Annotated in this window: 17 protein-coding genes; 10 read left to right on the top strand and 7 right to left on the bottom strand. The window is 65.7% G+C overall.

Annotation, left to right across the window (positions count from 1 at the left end):
• Positions 1–511 precede the first annotated feature (511 nt).
• From IEV64_RS12465 to IEV64_RS12440, 6 genes are all read left to right on the top strand, one after another.
• A complete protein-coding gene (locus IEV64_RS12465) occupies positions 512–1855 on the top strand; it encodes a substrate-binding protein (RefSeq protein WP_188424108.1) in 1344 nt (447 codons plus the stop codon).
• Between the two features lie 122 nt (positions 1856–1977).
• Positions 1978–2946, top strand: coding sequence for a branched-chain amino acid ABC transporter permease (locus IEV64_RS12460; protein ID WP_049918225.1), 969 nt, complete (start codon positions 1978–1980; stop codon positions 2944–2946).
• Positions 2943–4124, top strand: coding sequence for a branched-chain amino acid ABC transporter permease (locus IEV64_RS12455; RefSeq protein WP_004971115.1), 1182 nt, complete (start codon positions 2943–2945; stop codon positions 4122–4124). The genes IEV64_RS12460 and IEV64_RS12455 overlap by 4 nt, the downstream gene beginning before the upstream one ends.
• Positions 4121–4879, top strand: coding sequence for an ABC transporter ATP-binding protein (locus tag IEV64_RS12450; RefSeq protein ID WP_007275048.1), 759 nt, complete (start codon positions 4121–4123; stop codon positions 4877–4879). Before IEV64_RS12455 ends, IEV64_RS12450 begins: the two co-directional genes overlap by 4 nt.
• Positions 4876–5619: an ABC transporter ATP-binding protein gene (locus IEV64_RS12445; RefSeq protein ID WP_007275047.1), complete on the top strand. Its 744-nt coding sequence runs from the start codon at positions 4876–4878 to the stop codon at positions 5617–5619. Before IEV64_RS12450 ends, IEV64_RS12445 begins: the two co-directional genes overlap by 4 nt.
• A gap of 2 nt (positions 5620–5621) precedes the next feature.
• Positions 5622–6302 carry a thioredoxin family protein gene (locus IEV64_RS12440; RefSeq protein ID WP_007275046.1) on the top strand — a complete coding sequence of 227 codons (681 nt, stop codon included), beginning with the start codon at positions 5622–5624 and terminating at the stop codon, positions 6300–6302.
• Here the strand turns inward: IEV64_RS12440 and IEV64_RS12435 are convergent.
• The 6 genes from IEV64_RS12435 to IEV64_RS12410 form a co-directional block, all read right to left on the bottom strand.
• Positions 6299–6703 (bottom strand): universal stress protein, encoded by a 405-nt coding sequence (locus IEV64_RS12435; RefSeq protein WP_007275045.1) that lies wholly within the window; start codon positions 6701–6703, stop codon positions 6299–6301. The two genes, IEV64_RS12440 and IEV64_RS12435, sit on opposite strands and share 4 nt — an antisense overlap.
• Positions 6704–6757: 54 nt before the next feature.
• Positions 6758–7012 carry a DUF7520 family protein gene (locus IEV64_RS12430; protein WP_007275044.1) on the bottom strand — a complete coding sequence of 85 codons (255 nt, stop codon included), beginning with the start codon at positions 7010–7012 and terminating at the stop codon, positions 6758–6760.
• 414 nt (positions 7013–7426) lie between these two features.
• Positions 7427–9190 carry a cbb3-type cytochrome c oxidase subunit I gene (locus IEV64_RS12425; protein WP_007275043.1) on the bottom strand — a complete coding sequence of 588 codons (1764 nt, stop codon included), beginning with the start codon at positions 9188–9190 and terminating at the stop codon, positions 7427–7429.
• Positions 9191–9288: 98 nt separating this feature from the next.
• Positions 9289–9648, bottom strand: coding sequence for a DUF6684 family protein (locus IEV64_RS12420; protein ID WP_007275042.1), 360 nt, complete (start codon positions 9646–9648; stop codon positions 9289–9291).
• A 100-nt stretch (positions 9649–9748) separates the two neighbouring features.
• Entirely contained in the window at positions 9749–10114 is a 366-nt protein-coding gene (locus tag IEV64_RS12415; protein WP_007275041.1) for a DUF7541 family protein, read from the bottom strand.
• Positions 10115–10159: 45 nt separating this feature from the next.
• Complete coding sequence (locus IEV64_RS12410) at positions 10160–10363, bottom strand: VNG_1110C family protein (protein WP_007275040.1); 204 nt, start codon at positions 10361–10363, stop codon at positions 10160–10162.
• 156 nt (positions 10364–10519) lie between these two features.
• Between IEV64_RS12410 and IEV64_RS12405 the strand changes: the two genes are divergently transcribed.
• Both IEV64_RS12405 and IEV64_RS12400 read left to right on the top strand, forming a co-directional pair.
• Positions 10520–11629, top strand: coding sequence for an OBG GTPase family GTP-binding protein (locus IEV64_RS12405; RefSeq protein ID WP_004971103.1), 1110 nt, complete (start codon positions 10520–10522; stop codon positions 11627–11629).
• Positions 11626–12102: a TIGR04206 family protein gene (locus tag IEV64_RS12400; RefSeq protein WP_007275039.1), complete on the top strand. Its 477-nt coding sequence runs from the start codon at positions 11626–11628 to the stop codon at positions 12100–12102. Before IEV64_RS12405 ends, IEV64_RS12400 begins: the two co-directional genes overlap by 4 nt.
• A 7-nt stretch (positions 12103–12109) precedes the next feature.
• Here the strand turns inward: IEV64_RS12400 and IEV64_RS12395 are convergent, their stop codons facing one another.
• The gene (locus IEV64_RS12395; protein WP_007275038.1) at positions 12110–13552 is read right to left on the bottom strand and encodes an MATE family efflux transporter; all 1443 of its coding nucleotides are present in this window, start codon (positions 13550–13552) and stop codon (positions 12110–12112) included.
• A gap of 135 nt (positions 13553–13687) precedes the next feature.
• On the opposite strand from IEV64_RS12395, the gene IEV64_RS12390 reads away from it, so the two are divergent.
• Together IEV64_RS12390 and artA are read left to right on the top strand one after the other, a co-directional pair.
• Entirely contained in the window at positions 13688–14467 is a 780-nt protein-coding gene (locus IEV64_RS12390; protein WP_004064251.1) for a VOC family protein, read from the top strand.
• Between the two features lie 153 nt (positions 14468–14620).
• Entirely contained in the window at positions 14621–15532 is a 912-nt protein-coding gene (gene artA / locus IEV64_RS12385; RefSeq protein WP_188424007.1) for an archaeosortase A, read from the top strand.
• The last annotated feature ends 4 nt before the right edge of the window (positions 15533–15536 follow it).

Raw genomic sequence — 15536 nt, 5'->3', positions numbered from 1 at the left:
TAAATCCGACATTCACGACGGCACGAGATTAACTGGTCAGCCGACGCGCTGAAAGCGCGTTGAAACGGCGGTATCCGGGGATATATATCTAGTATTCTGATAGTTGTCCGCCGGCCGTTCGGCCCGCTCGCGCGGTCGCTGACGCGGTGAGACTGGTGCGACGTGTTTCGAGACGAGACGGACTGCACGGTGGACTCGTCGCTCTCGACGGTCGTACCGCTCGGACGACTGCGGCGAGCTAGTCCGACACCGGCCCGTATTTTGCGACGGTGGCACGTCCCGCGACGCGGAGGGGCCACTGCGGGTGTCGGTCGGCGGTCGCCGTTCGATGTACCCCTTATATTGTACCGTATACGACACTATTTTATAATGATTGATTATACGGATATTAGGGAATCAATACATAACTATTATTAACGATGTATCCGCCGATGTGTTTATGGCACGGGATAGCAAGCCGCTCAATCGACGAGACGTGTTGAAGGCGACTGGTGCTGTTGGAACCGCTGGCTTGGCAGGGCTGGCGGGGTGTACTGGTGGTGGTGACGGCGACGATGGCGGCGGTGACGACGGCGGCGACGGTGGCGATGGCGGCGGCGGCGACGGCGGTGGCGGCGACGGCGGTGACGAGTATCCGGCGCTGGGCAACTTCCCAATCGAGGGCGACACGGCCACGTTCGGATTCAACGTCCCGCAGTCGGGACCGTACGCCTCGGAGGGCGAAGACGAGCTTCGAGCCTATCAGCTCGCGGTGAAGCACCTCAACGAGGGCGGCGGCTGGGTCGACTCGCAGTTCGACGACCTCTCCGGCGACGGCGTCCTCGGCTACACCATCGACCACGTGGACGGCGACACGGCCACGGACGCGGACCAGGCGCGGCAGTCCGCCTCGGGGATGATTCAGCGCGACGACGCCATCATGATTTCGGGCGGGTCGTCCTCCGCGGTCGCCATCGCGGTCCAGGGGCTGTGTCAAAACGAGAAGGTCATGTTCATGTGCTGTCTGACGCACTCGAACGACACCACCGGGTCGGACTGCGTCCGCTACTCCTTCCGGGAGATGTTCAACGCCTACATGACGGGACAGGCGCTCGCGCCGGTCGTCCGCGACGCCTACGGCGAGGACCTGAAGTTCTACCAGCTCTACGCCGACTACAGCTGGGGTCAGACCCAGCAGGCGTCGATGGAGCAGTTCATGACGGACGTCGCCGGCTGGGAGCAGGTGGACTCCGTTGCGACCCCGCTGGGCACGTCCGACTACTCGACGTACCTCTCGGGCGCACAGAACTCGGACGCGGACGTCCTCATCTTGAACCACTACGGGCTCGACGGCGCGAACTCCATGCAACAGGCCATCGACGCCGGTATCGACGAGGAGATGGAGATCATCGTCCCGCTGTACAACCGCCCGATGGCGGAGGCGGCGGGCGGCGCGATAGAGGGCATCTACGGCACCGTCGCGTGGGACTCTCAGATAGACAACACGCCGTCGCAGGAGTTCACGCAGGCGTTCAGCGACGAGTACGACCGGACGCCCTCGGGTCCCGCCCAGTTGGCGTACGCCCAGACGCTCCAGTACGCCGCCGCCGTCGAGCGCGCGGGGACGTTCTACCCGCCGGAGGTCATCAGACAGCTCGAAGACTACGAGTACGACAACATCGGCATGGGCGCGGAGACGATGCGCGGCTGTGACCACCAAGCACAGCGCGACGTGCCGGTCGTCCAGGGCCTTTCCGCCTCCGAGCAGAGCGAGGGGACGTACTTCAACATCGTCAACGTCACCAGCCGCGACGACCTCGGCTACGCGTGCGACGCCGGCCCGGCCGCCGAGTGCGAACTCGGGTCCTACGAGTAGCCACTCTCCCACCGTTATCTTAATGAAAGTTAATCGCAGACAACTACGCACACGTAAATGAGTAAGATTAGCATACCCATGGTAGTTCACTCCTCGAATAGCCGGTGGAGGGGTGGTGGTCGATGAGCCTCCTGTCGGACGTGCTCGTCATCCTGCTCAACGGACTACAGCAGGGGGCCATCTACGTCCTCTTGGCGGTCGGTCTCTCAATCATCCTCGGCACGCTCAAGTTCGTCAACTTCGCGCACGGCGCGCTGTATCTCGTCGGCACCTACGCGGGGCTGTTCGTCGCGCTGAACGTGCCGCTTTCGAACGGGAAGCTGGCGGAGTGGGGCTTTTCGAGCTTCGGGCTCGACATCGGCTTTTTCGCCGCCCTGCTTTTCGTGCCGCTTTTCGTCTTCGGCGTCGGCCTGCTGATGGAGCGGTACCTCGCGCGGGCGTTCTACGACCGCCCCGACACCGACCAGATTCTCGTCACGTTCGGCCTCGCAATCGTCGTCCAGGAGCTGTTCCGCGTCCTGTTCGGGAGCAACAGCCTGCCGTTCGAACAGCCCGAGCGAATCCTCTCTGTCGGCTCGTTCGCCGGCATTCCAGTCTCGGGGCCGATTGCACTGCCCATCGTCGGTAACTTCCCGCAGTGGCGGCTCTGGGTCATCGGCATCACGGCCGTCCTCGTGGCGCTCGTGTACCTGCTCGTCGAGTACACCGACTTCGGTCTCGTCGTCCGCGCCGGCACCCGCGACGCCGAGATGGTCCGACTCCTCGGCATCAAAATCACGCGGCCGTACATCGTCGTCTTCGGTATCGGCGCGGCGCTCGCCGGGGTGGCGGGCGTCGTCGGCGGCCCGCTGAACGTCGTCAACCCGACCATCGGGACGAACATCCTCGTCCCGGCGTTCCTGACCGTCGTCATCGGCGGGGTCGGAAGCATCGCCGGCGCGGTCGTCGGCGGCATCGTCTTCGGCCTCACGACCGCCGCGCTCGTCGCCTTCGCGCCCGCGTGGTCGCAGGTCGGCCTGTACGCCATCGCGGCCATCGTCCTCCTGGCGCGGCCGCAGGGTCTGCTCGGGGACGAGGAGGTTGTGCCATGAGCGAAAAAGACGCCAACCCGAGCGCGAAGGACGCGCTCGTCGGCGGCTCGCTCTTCGGCCGCTGGGAGAAGCTCCGTGGCCGCGAGGGGACGGTCGTCGGTATCACGGCCGTCCTCGTCGCGGTGTTCCCGTACCTCTTCGCCCGCGCGCCCGTCGTCTCGGGGATTCTACAGGGCTACCAGAGCCTCGCGACGCTCATCCTCATCTGGGGCATCTTCGCCATCGGCTTCGACCTGCTTCTCGGCTACACCGGACTGCTCTCGTTCGGCCACGCCGCCTTCTGGGGCGGCGCGGCGTACGCCGCGGGTATCGTCGCCAAGAACGTCAGCGGCGACCCAATCGTGATGGTCGTCTCGGGGACGCTTTTCGCCGTGTTACTCGCGTGGGTGCTCGGCTTCCTGTCGCTTCGCCGCGGCGGCATCTACTTCTCCATCCTGACGCTGGCGTTCGCCCAGATGTTCTACTACATGGCCGCGTCGCCGCTGGCGTTCCTGACCAACGGCGAAAACGGCCTGACCGGCGTCGATGTCGGCAGTTTCCTCGGCGTCATCCACCTCGAAGCGGACGTGCCCTCTGTCGGCGGGATGCTCCTCGGGACGTGGCTGTACGCCTTCGTCGGCGTCTTCTTCGTCGGCGCGGTCGCGGTCGCCTACCGCATCCTCAACTCGCCGTACGGGATGGTGTTCCGCGCCATCCGCGAGAACGAACAGCGCGCCGAGTTCGTCGGCCTCAACGTCTGGCGCTACAAGCTCATGGCGTTCATCATCTCGGGGGCGTTCGCGGGCGTCGCCGGGAGCCTCTTTACCATCCACGGGGCGTACGTCCCGCTCCAGTCGCTGTTCTGGACGGAGTCCGGCGACATCGTCGTCATGACGGTGCTCGGCGGCGCGGGCTCGATGTTCGGGCCGGTTCTCGGCGTGGGGCTGTACCTCTACATCGAGAACATCGTCAGCACTATCCAGGCCCTGACGATTCCCTTCACGGATATCGTGCTCATCAGGGACTTCGGGTTCTACTGGCACCTCCTCTTGGGCCTCGTCTTCGTCGTGGTCGTCTGGGTCGTCCCCGACGGCCTGTGGGGCATCCTGACCCGCCTCCGCGAACTCGCGGTCGACCTCGGTTCGGAGGCGGCGAAGCGACTCCGCTCGCGCTCCGGAAACGGGGGTGACGGTCGATGACGCTCCTCGAAACCGAGAACCTCGTCAAGGAGTTCGGCGGCCTCGTCGCCACCGACGACGTGAATCTCACCGTCGAGGAGGACGAACGCGTCTCCATCATCGGGCCGAACGGCGCGGGGAAGTCCACGCTCATCAACCTCATCACGCGACGGCTCGACCCGACCAGCGGCGACATCAGGTTCAAAGGCGAGTCAATCGTCGGCCTCGAACCGCACGAGGTGGTCCAACGCGGCGTCTCGAAGTCGTTCCAGACCGCCTCCATCTTCCCCGACCTGACCGTCCGGGAGAACGCGGAAATCGCGGCGCTCGCATCCGAACGCGGCGCGTTCGGCTTCGAGTTCCTGAAACACCGCGACAGCCTCACCGACGTCCACGACGTCGCCCGCGACACGCTGGACTCGGTCGGCCTGTTGGACCGCGCGAATACCGTCGCCACCGACCTCCCGTACGGCGACAAGCGCCGCCTCGAAATCGGCATCGCGCTCGCGAGCGACCCCGACCTGCTTCTCATGGACGAACCGACCGCCGGCATGTCTCCCGAGGAGACGAAGTCGACGGTCGAACTCATCGAGCAGGTCAAACGCGACCTCGGGCTCACGTTCGTCCTCGTCGAACACGACATGGAAATCGTCTTCAGCATCTCTGACCGCATCGTCGTCCTCAGCCGCGGCGGCATCATCGCCGAGGGCACCCCCGACGAGATTCGGGGCAACGAAGCCGTCCAAGAGGCGTACCTCGGAGGTGTCGAGCTGTGAGCCTCCTCGAAATCGACGCCATCGACGCCTACTACGGCGAGAGCCACATCATTCGGAACCTCTCGATGAGCGTCGAGGAGGGCGAGATATGCGCGCTCCTCGGCCGCAACGGCGCGGGCAAGACCACCACGCTCCGGTGTATCGCCGGCGCGACGCCGCCCGACGTGCGGAAGGGCAACATCCGGTTCAAGGACGACGACATCACCGGCGTCCCCGCCGAAGACGTGTCGGTCCGGGGCATCTCGCTGGTGCCCGAGGAGCGGCGCATCTTCCCGAACCTCTCTGTCGCCGAGAACCTCCACCTCGCGGAGGTCGTCAACAACAAGTCGAACACGTGGGGTCGGTCGCTGTCGTTCGGCCACAAGGGGATGTCGACCGAGGAGGTCTACAACCAGTTCCCCCGTCTCGACGAGCGGCGAGACCAGCGCGCGGGGACGCTCTCCGGCGGCGAACAGCAGATGCTCGCCATCGCGCGCGCCCTGAAGCAGAACACGGACCTGCTCCTCCTCGACGAGCCCTACGAGGGGCTCGCGCCGAAGATTATCGAGGACGTGGAGGACGCGGTCGAACGCATCAGCGAGGCGGGCACGACCATCCTCCTCGTCGAGCAGAACGCCGCGGCGGCCATCAAGCTCGCCGACCGCGCGTACGTCATCGACCAGGGGGGCATCGTCTTCGACGGGAGCGCCGAGGAGCTCCGCGAGGACGACGAGACGCGCGAGCGGTATCTGGGGGTCTGACGATGGCCGCAACCGACATCGACGCCGACCCCGAGACGGCGCTCGAAACGCTCATCGAAGCCGGCGCGGTCGACGAAGCGCCCGACGGGACGCTCTCGACCACGGAGGACTTCGAGAAGACGCTCGCCGTCTACCACGACATCTACGGCGCGGTCTCGACCGAAGAGTTCCACCAGACCGTCTCGGACCTCTTCGGCGTCGCGCCCGAGAACGTCGAGGCGCGACTCGACGAGTTCGACGTCACCAGAGCCGACGTGGTCGCCTATCTCGCGGCGAAGTCGTTCCTCGACGTGCCGGTCGAGCGTGACCTGCTTTTCGTCATGGCGGGTCTGCTCGTCGAGATGACCTCGTCGTCGCCGGTGCCGAGCGCGCTCGACGAACTCGACGACGACTCCTTCGAGTCGTACCTCGCCGCGAACCCGGACGCCGTCGTCCTCGTGTGGCGGCGCTTCTGTGACCCTTGCGACGCGATGAAAGCGGACCTTGACGCCATCCTCGACCGCGTTCCCGACGGAGTCGCGACCGCGGGCGTCGACGGCGAAGCGGCCGACGAGTTCTGTCGGCGATTCGAGGTCGACGCGGCGCCGACGCTCCTGTGTGTCCGTGACGGCGAACTGCGAGAACGAGCGTCCGGCCGTCAGACCCCCGACGAGGTCGCGGCCGTCGTCGACCGGGTGTACTAACGTTTCCGCTTCGTCGAGCCCGTCACCATGACGGGCCGGTCAGAGTTCAGAATCACCGTCTGCGTGACGCTTCCGAACAGCGCCTTGCCCGCGGGCGAGCGCTTCCGCCCGGCGGTGACGATGAGGTCCGCGTCCTCCTCTTCGGCGAATTCGAGGATGACCTCCGCGGGGTCGCCCGACGACTCGTTGACGTCGTACTCGACACCGCGGTCTTCGAGGAACTCGGACGCCTCCCGCACCGACTGAATCTGCGTCGCCGACGCCCCGGTCGGGTTGTCGGTGAAGCTGTGAATGAGCGTCACCTCCTTTTCGCCGGGTTCGCCGGGGAGTTTCGCGACCTCTTCGACGCACGCGAGCGCGTGCTCCGTGTCGTCATCGATACCGATTACCACGTGGTACATACTACCACGTCCCGGTCACCGGTCTTAGTATTTGTGCTGAACGATGATGCTGAATCAGGCGTCGTCGTCGAGTCCCGCCGAGACGTAGACGACGAGCCCGAGCGGGACGCCGAGGACGAGCGCGATAGTCAGCGCGCCGTAGGCCGCAAAGCCGAGGGGCGTCGGCGGGAACGGCACCAAAAAGAGGAACCGGGGTGCGCTGAGCTCTGAGACGAAGGTACCCGTGAGGTAGCCCGCGGCCCCACCGACGGCGACGAGGGCGGCGTACAGTCCGAGGACGAAGCGGTGACCGCCGACGTTCGAACTCACGGTTTGCGGTCGGATGCGGACGCTGTTAGGAGTTTCCGTTCGCCTCGTAGCTCGGGGAGTCGGCGTCCGCGTACCGATGCACCTTTGACCGCACGCACCAAGCTTCGAGTATGTCGGATACCGATATCCTCGGACTCGTGCTCGGGGCCATCGCGATACTGATGTTCGCGACGGGCATCCTCCTCGTCGTCTGAGCGCTCCCGTTTTTCGGCGTCGCCACCACTGACAGCGTCCGCTTCGATTCGCCGTGACCTCCGTTACTCGTGAGCGGCGGCGCTGACGAGCGGACACCACGACACGCGCCACGCGACGCCGGCGGCGCGGACGGACAGTCACCGGCGTCGGGCGCGTTCGCTCTCGAAGACCAGCGTCCGAAAAATGAATCGCGACCGCACCGCGAGCGAGCGGCGTCGGTTACGCGTCGTCAGCGGAGTCCGCGTCCGCGTCCGCGTCGTCGACCGCCTGCCCGCCGTCGGTGGCGAGTTCGGTCTCGTCTTCGCCGCCGTCGGTGACGGCCGTCTCCAGTTTGCGCTCGAACCAGGTCCACTCGGCGGTGGTGAGATCGTCGTCGGCGAGGTCCCACGGGTCGCCGTCTTCGACCTCGCGGCCTTCGAGCCACGACTGGGCGAAGTTCCAGACGAAGATTATCTGGCCGACGAGCAGGATGAGCGCACCGACCGTGGCGACCTGGTGGAGCGTCGCGAACTGCGGCAGGTAGGTCGCGTAGCGACGCGGCATGCCGCCGTAGCCGAGCAGAATCATCGCGAAGAACGTCAGGTTCGTCCCGACCATCGAGAGCCAGAAGTGCCACTTACCGAGCGTGACCTGGTACATCCGGCCGGTGTAGATGGGGAACCAGTAGTAGAGCCCGGCGAAGCCGGCGAAGGCGATGGCACCCATAACGATGTAGTGGAAGTGCCCGACGACGTAGTAGGTGTCGTGGAGCACGAGGTCCACCGGAATCGACGCGAGGAAGACGCCCGTCACGCCGCCGATGATGAAGTTCGAGACGAAGCCGATACAGAACAGCATCGGCGTCGTGAGGCGAATCTTCCCGTTCCACATCGTCGTGATCCAGTTGAACGTCTTGACCGCGCTCGGTATCGCGATGGCCAGCGAGACGGCCATGAACGAGGCGCGGAGCCGTGGGTCGATACCCGTCGCGAACATGTGGTGCGCCCAGACGCCGAACGAGAGGACGCCGATGGCGAGCGTGGAGTAGACGACGAACTTGAACCCGAAGAGCCGCCGGCCCGCGAAGCGCGGGAGCACGAGGCTCACGATACCCATCGGGGGCAACACGAGGATGTACACTTCGGGGTGGCCGAAGAACCAAAACAGGTGTTGCCACAGAATCGCGCCGCCGTCGACCGAGAAGAACATCGTGCCGAAGTTCCGGTCGAGAAGCAGCATCGCGATGGCGCTCCCGAGAAGCGGGAATGCGAAGAGGATGAGTCCGGACTGGGTCAGAATCGTCCACGAGAAGATGTCGAGGTTCGCCCACGACACCTTCTCGTCACGCTCCGTGAAGATGGTCGCGATGAAGTTGATCGCGCCCATCGTGGCCGAGACACCCGAGAGGTGCAGGCCGAGGAGCATCAGGTCGACGCCGGCGTTCACCTGGTTGCCGGACCCGACACCGGCCGAAAGCGGCGTGTACATCGTCCAAGCCGTCTGCGCCGGGATGACGTCCGGGATGGGGAAGAACCCGGCCCAGATGAGGAGCGCCGCCGGCGGCAGGAGCCAGAACGCGATGGCGTTGATACGCGGGAACGCCATGTCGTCCGCGCCGATGAGAAGCGGGATAAAGTAGTTCGAGAACGCGGCGATGATGGGCGTCCCGAACAGGAACAGCATCGTAATCCCGTGGCTTGTGAGCAACGAGTTGTAGAACGTGTTCGAGATAAGCGTCATCGACGGGTCCGCCAGTTCAATCCGCATCAGGACGACCATGAGACCCCCCACGGCGAACGCGATGAGCGCGTACGCGCCGTAGAGCATCCCGATGTCCTTGTGGTCGACCGTCGTCAACCAACGGATGACCCCGGATGGTTTCTCCTCCGAGACGTACTGCTCTGCGGTACCACCGACCGTGCCTCCGCCCGCGAGCGGGGTGTACGACCGCCAGTCTTCGACCCGCGCGAGCCACGCGGCGACGGCGATGAGGAAGACCCCCATGAGCACCGTCAGTGCTAACTGTCCGTTAACCTCCATGGAAGTGCCTGAGTAGTGCAGGGTAATGAAAGATTCGGGACCGCCCTGCGATTCGAGGTGCTTTAAGCCGTCTCGTCCGCGGCCTCGACGGCGTCGTCATCCGGCGATTCTTCGAGTTCGGCCGCCTCCTCGCCTTCTTCTTCGTGAAGCGGCTTCGCGCCGGGGACCGTCGCCTGTCCGGGCGCGTAGACGGTGCCTTCCTTCTCGGAGCCCGCGATGGCCTTCCCCGAGAGGTAGGTGAGCGCCGCGAGGAGCACGAACGGCGCGATGAGGAGCGTGTACTGGAGCCCCGAAGTGAGCGATTCGAACCCAAACGGATTGACAAAGGTGAACGCCACCACGAAAAACAGGATGATGGCCAGCGGGACCATGTTGACCGTGAGGTCGAGGATGGTGTCCTTGTCGAACGTCTTGGTTGCCATATCGGGACAGTCGGGGACGCCGTTCAAATAGATTGTTGGTTTCTCGTCCGGTCGGGGCGAGTGGGAGCGGCCGCGGGGTCGTCAGCGGCGTCCGCGGCGGTCAGAACGTCTGTCGCTGTTCGCGGACGAACAGTTCGAAGACGACGCCGCCGACCGCCAGCAGAATCGCGGCGGCGATGACCGCGTAGCCCCGGGTCACGAGGGCGATGTCGGTGAACGCGAGCCCCGCACCGAACGCGAGGAAGATGACCGCAAGCGCGGTGACTGCGCGAATCGTCGAGGTGACGTATCCGGACTCCTTGAGGATGCCGACGACGCTCCCGCCGAACAGGAGCAGTCCGCCGACGGCGAGGGGAAACAGGTCGAACAACAGGCCCAACTCGGAGATGGGGATTCCGAGCGCGATGAACACGGGCCACGGACTGGCCGTGCGGTACTGGTCGGAGAGTCCCGGCGCTTCGTCCATACGCGTCCGTTGGACTGTGTGGTAACAAGCCCTTCGGAACCGCGACTAGCGGAGGGAGATGCCCTGTCGGGCGAGGAAGTCGCTGACCGCGCGAATCTCGACCGGACTGCCGATGATCCGGCACGTCTCGCCGTTCGCTCGGTGGACCGAGACGACGAACTCCGATTCGAGGTCGTCGCGCACGCTCTCCAAGAGGTCGCAGGGGAGCACGATTTGCGTGCTGTCGCGGAGCGTTCGGGGGTCGGGCATCGGTGTTCATCGGGCGGTCGAAGGGGTCGTGTATAACCGTGCCGAAACTCGTCTCTTCGCGCACGCGAGACGACCACAATATCCGACGCGTCGGTGCGGCTGACCCGCCGCGCGGAAGGAAAGGGTTTTTCGACGGACGCGGCGGAACTGTTGACGATGGGACTGGAGGAGGAGATCGAAGATATCCGCGAGGAGATATCTAACACGCCGTACAACAAGTCGACCGAGGCGCACATCGGCCGGCTGAAGGCGAAACTCGCGGAACTGAAAGAGAAACTCGAAAACCAGAGTTCGGCCGGCGGCGGCCAAGGGTACGCCGTCGAGAAGACCGGCGACGCCACGGTCGCGCTCGTCGGCTTCCCGAGCGTCGGCAAATCGACGCTCATCAACGCGCTCACCAACGCCGACAGCGAGACGGGCGAGTACGAGTTCACGACGCTCAACGTCAACCCGGGGATGCTGAAGTACAAGGGCGCGAACATCCAGATACTCGACGTGCCCGGCCTCATCGAAGGGGCCGCGGGCGGTCGCGGCGGCGGCAAGGAGGTCCTTTCTGTCGTCCGCACCGCCGACCTCGTCGTGTTCATGCTCTCGGTGTTCGAGATAGAGCGCTACGAGCGACTGCAACGGGAGCTCTACAACAACAAGATTCGGCTCGACACGTCGCCGCCGAACCTCTCTATCAACAAGAAGGGCAAAGGCGGCATCAACGTGACCAAAAGCGACAGCGTCGACCTCGAAGAGGAGACCATCAAGGGCATCCTCCGCGAGCACGGCTTCGTCAACGCCGAGGTGACGCTCCGCGGCGAGACGACCATCGACGAACTCGTCGACGGCATCATGAAAAACCGGGTGTACCTGCCGTCTATCGTCGCCGTCAACAAGGCCGACCTCATCGACAAGGACTACCTCCCGACGGTCGAAGAGAACCTCCGCGAGGTCGGTCTCGACCCCGACGAGGTGACGTTCATCAGCGCCGAGGCCGAGAAGGGCCTCGACGCGCTCAAAGAGGAGATTTGGGACGCCCTCGGGCTCATCCGCATCTACATGGACAAACCCGGCCGCGGCGTCGACTACGACGAGCCGCTCGTCCTCCGCGAGGGCGACACCATCGACGACGCCATCCACGAACTCGGTGCCAAGCTCGACGAGCGGTTCCGGTTCGCCCGCGTCTCCGGCCCGAGCGCGAAACACGACGACCAGCAGGTCGGCCGCGACCACGTCCTCGCCGACGAGGACGTGCTCCGCATCATCGCCCAGCGGTGACGACCGACCCGGCGGCCCGGTCGGCTCCGCGGTCGTCCGCGCGCCGCCGCAACCTACTCCTCGTCTCCGTCCTCGCTCTCGTTCCGTGGTCCGTCCAGACGTTCACCGCCGGGAGCGCCACGCTCCTGTTCCCGTGGGGACTCGTCGGTCCCGCGACCGGGAGCGTGACGACCATCACCGACTTCTTCCTGCGCTTTACGATGGGACTGCCGGACTACATCCTCGTCTGGCCGGTCGGCGTCGCCTGTTACCTCGTCGCGCTCGGAAGCGCGCTCTCGGGCGTCCTGTTCGGCCGCGAGGACGTTCGACTCACCGCGGCCGGACTCCTCCTCGCCGGCGTGACCCAGTTGGAGGTCGCCCGCGGCTTTTCGGTCCAACCCGGTCGAACCGCGTGGCCGGTCGGGACCGTCCTCTTGTGGGCCGTGGCGGGGTTCCTGTATTGGTCACGCGCGGGCGAGCGCGACGCCCGGTGACTCCGGCTCAGTCGTCCGCGGCCGCCTTCGGCCGGTAGTTCCGACTCACCGCCTTCCACGTCCCGGTCTTGAAGCGGTAGTAGTTCAGCACCGCCGGGATGGTCGTCTCGGCGAGGAACGCCAGGTAGAGCCCGGTGAGGCCGAGCGAGGTGACGGAGCCGATGTAGGTGAGCGGAATCGACCCGAGGAACATCCCGACGAACTGGCTTCCGAACGTCCAACGCGTGTCGCCGCTGGCGTCGAGCGGCCCCGCGGAGCCGCCGGAGACGCCCTGTAAGATGACGGCGAGACAGGCGACGTAGACGAGGTTGACGGCGATAGGGACCGCCGGGTCCGCCGGGTTATCGACGAACCCGAGGACGATTGGGCGGGCGAATATCGCCACGAGCGCCGCCGAGACGATGTACGTGGCGACGGCGAACCGAATGACCTCGTTGCCGTAGGCCTCGGCGGTTCGCTCGTCGTCCTTGCCGAGCGCCTGCCCGACGAGGCTCGACGACGCCAGCCCGAAGCCCCAGCCGGGGGTGTTCATCAGCCCCCAGATTCGGCGGGCGATGACGAACGCCGCGACCACGTCGGGGCCGAAGCTGTCGAGGATGGCGAGCATCGGGAACTCCGCGACCGTCCAGACGAGCCCGCGACCCATCACGGGCAGGCCGATTTTAACGAGGTCGACGAGCGTCCCGGGGTCGACGAACGACCCGAAGGGGTCGATGGTGACGGGGAACGCGCCGACGCCGGGGAGCGACCCCCGCGCGAGGCCGACCGCGAACGCGCCGGTGACGACGACGTTCGAGAGGACGGTCCCGAGCGCCGCGCCCTCGACGCCGAGGTCGAGCCCGAAGATGAGCACCGCGTTGAGGACGATGTTGATGACCGCCCCGGTCGCGCGGAGAATCATCGCGGTGTACGCGTCGTCGGTGCCGACGAGGACGCGACTCCCGATGAGGTTCAGCCCGGCGAACGGGACGCCGAGCCCGACGATTCGGAGGTAGGCCGCCCCGAGTTCGATTGCGCCTTGGTCGCTACTCAGCACGGAGATGAGTTCGGTGGGGAACAGCCAGAAGACGGCCGTGACCGGGAGCGTGGCGACGACGGTCAAGAGCGCGCTCGACCGGACCGCGAGCCCCAGTTCGTCCATCGCGTCCGCGCCGAAGCGCTGTGAGACGAGCGCGATGGTCCCGCCCGCGATGCCGCCGCCGAGCGCGAAGGCGAGTCCCCAGTACGGCCCGGCGAACCCGACGCCGGTGATTGCGACGGTCCCGGAGGCGAGACCCACCATCGCCACGTCGACGGCGTTTTTCGACATCCGGGCGATGCCGGTGACGACGCGGGGCCACGAGAGGTCGGCGATGCGGACGGCGCGCTCGCGGTCGAGGAGACCGAGCCGGGCGAGCGCCAGCCCGATACCGAGGATGAGGAGGCGGACGGGGTTGGGGACCGGAAACACTGCTGAATCGTACCTTCGGGGAGTACTTATGCACCACGCAACGGACCGAAAACACCGGTAGACGGCGTGTGATAACCATCGACGGTCGGTTCCGCGTTCGGTACGTTTTTCGCCGGCGCGACACATCACTCGGGTATGTCCGGAACCCTCGACCACGTGATGATTCGCGTCGAAGACCTCGAGGAGTCGCTCGACTGGTACACGACCCACCTCGGCTACGAGGAGAAGGGTCGCTGGGAGGCCGACACGTTCACCAACGTCTACCTCGGTCCCGAGGACCTCCACGAGGAGGGCGCGGTCCTCGAACTCACCTACAACCACGGCGACAACACCTACGAGATGGGCGACGCGTGGGGCCACATCGCGGTCCGCGTCCCCGAGGACGAACTCGAATCCTCCTACCAACAGCTCATGGACGAGGGCGTCGAGGACTACCGCGACCCCGAGTCCTGCGGCGGCCGCTATGCGTTCGTCAAGGACCCCGACGGCCACGAGGTCGAAATCGTCAAGCGCGACCACGGCGCGAAGTGGAGCCTCGACCACACCATGATTCGCGTCGAGGACGCCGACGAGGCGCTCGGCTTCTGGACTCGCAAGTTCGGCTACGAGCACACCGGCCGCTGGGAGTCCGACACGTTCGCGAACTACTTCATGAAGCCCGAGGGCGCGGCCGAAGAGGCGATGGCCGTCGAACTCACCTACAACTACGACGGCCGGAGCTACGAGATGGGCGACGCGTGGGGCCACCTCGCCGTCAGCGCCGACGACCTCCACGACTACTGGGAGACGCTCATGGAGCGCGAGGCCGAAGACTACCGCGACCCCGAGTCCTGCGACGACATGTTCGCGTTCACGAAAGACCCCGACGGTCACGAAATCGAGGTCATCCCGGCCGACTTCGAGTCGCCGGAATAGCCGGCCTCGGTTCCGACGCCCCGACGTCTCGGTTTCTTATCGCCGTCGACTGACCCCACAGCCGCGGTGCCGCGAGTTCAGGCCGCCGGCACGCACCGGAAGTCGGCGTACGGAACGACAAGGGATTTAATCGGTCCACCACATCCAATACGTATGCCCGGTCTCCTCTCCGACGCCCTCGCGTGGGTGGCCATCGGAACCTTCGTCGCCGGCGCGGTCGCACACGGGCGGGACCGCGAGCTCGGGCGACGGGTGATGACTGCCGCGTGGGTGTTGTTTGCGGTCTTCTGGCTCCAGCTCATCCCGCACTTCACGCTCGTCCACAAGAGCTACATCGAGGGCCTATTGACCATCGCGGCCGTCCCGGCGTCGCTGTACGCCGGCTGGCTCCTCTACAACGGCCGCGACACGCTGTTCGTCCTCTCGCGCGCCGTCGCCGCCATGGGCGTGGTCTATCTCCCGTTCGAGACGATTCCCGCGTTTACGCTCCTCGGGGCGACCGTCCCCGCGCCTCGCGGCGTCCTCATGGAGACCGTCGCGGCGCAGACGCGCTTTCTCATCGAGTCGCTCGGCTACGCGCCGCAGATGATTGTCGGTGACCAGGGGTACCTGAACACGTTCCTCTGGATGCAGGGCTCCCACCGAATCGAAATCTCGGTCGTCCTCGCCTGCACCGGCCTCGGGAGCATCGCCATCTTCGCCGGCCTCATCGCCGCCGTCGACGCCCCGATGCGCCGGAAGCTCCGCGGGCTCGCCATCGCCGTCCCCATCATCTACGCGCTGAACCTGCTTCGGACGACGTTCATCGCCATCTCGGTCGGCAACCAGTACTTCCACCTGTTCGTCGACGAGATTCTGTTCCTCTTCGGGTCGTCCGACCCGTACATGGTGTCGTTTTTCATCTCCGACCGCATCATCAGCCAGGGGCTCGCGGTCGTCGCGCTCGTGGGAATCACCTACCTCGTCGTCCACGAGGTGCCGGAGCTCCTCACCGTCATCGAGGACGTGCTCTACATGGTGACCGGCGACGAGTACGACCTCAGAAGCGAGTTAGGGCTCGACTGAGACC

It is taken from the genome of Haloferax sulfurifontis (genome assembly GCF_014635105.1).
Lineage (GTDB): Archaea > Halobacteriota > Halobacteria > Halobacteriales > Haloferacaceae > Haloferax > Haloferax denitrificans.
The sequence above is the reverse complement of the archived record's forward strand: the minus strand, read 5'-3'. Positions and strand labels throughout refer to the sequence as shown.

Coding starts and splice junctions, on each gene's coding strand:
- IEV64_RS12460 (WP_049918225.1), top strand. CDS start 1,978: ATGAGCCTCCTGTCGGACGTGCTCGTCATCCTGCTCAACGGACTACAG.
- IEV64_RS12455 (WP_004971115.1), top strand. CDS start 2,943: ATGAGCGAAAAAGACGCCAACCCGAGCGCGAAGGACGCGCTCGTCGGC.
- IEV64_RS12450 (WP_007275048.1), top strand. CDS start 4,121: ATGACGCTCCTCGAAACCGAGAACCTCGTCAAGGAGTTCGGCGGCCTC.
- IEV64_RS12440 (WP_007275046.1), top strand. CDS start 5,622: ATGGCCGCAACCGACATCGACGCCGACCCCGAGACGGCGCTCGAAACG.
- IEV64_RS12435 (WP_007275045.1), bottom strand. CDS start 6,703: ATGTACCACGTGGTAATCGGTATCGATGACGACACGGAGCACGCGCTC.
- IEV64_RS12425 (WP_007275043.1), bottom strand. CDS start 9,190: ATGGGGGTCTTCCTCATCGCCGTCGCCGCGTGGCTCGCGCGGGTCGAA.
- IEV64_RS12420 (WP_007275042.1), bottom strand. CDS start 9,648: ATGGCAACCAAGACGTTCGACAAGGACACCATCCTCGACCTCACGGTC.
- IEV64_RS12415 (WP_007275041.1), bottom strand. CDS start 10,114: ATGGACGAAGCGCCGGGACTCTCCGACCAGTACCGCACGGCCAGTCCG.
- IEV64_RS12410 (WP_007275040.1), bottom strand. CDS start 10,363: ATGCCCGACCCCCGAACGCTCCGCGACAGCACGCAAATCGTGCTCCCC.
- IEV64_RS12405 (WP_004971103.1), top strand. CDS start 10,520: ATGGGACTGGAGGAGGAGATCGAAGATATCCGCGAGGAGATATCTAAC.
- IEV64_RS12390 (WP_004064251.1), top strand. CDS start 13,688: ATGTCCGGAACCCTCGACCACGTGATGATTCGCGTCGAAGACCTCGAG.
- artA (WP_188424007.1), top strand. CDS start 14,621: ATGCCCGGTCTCCTCTCCGACGCCCTCGCGTGGGTGGCCATCGGAACC.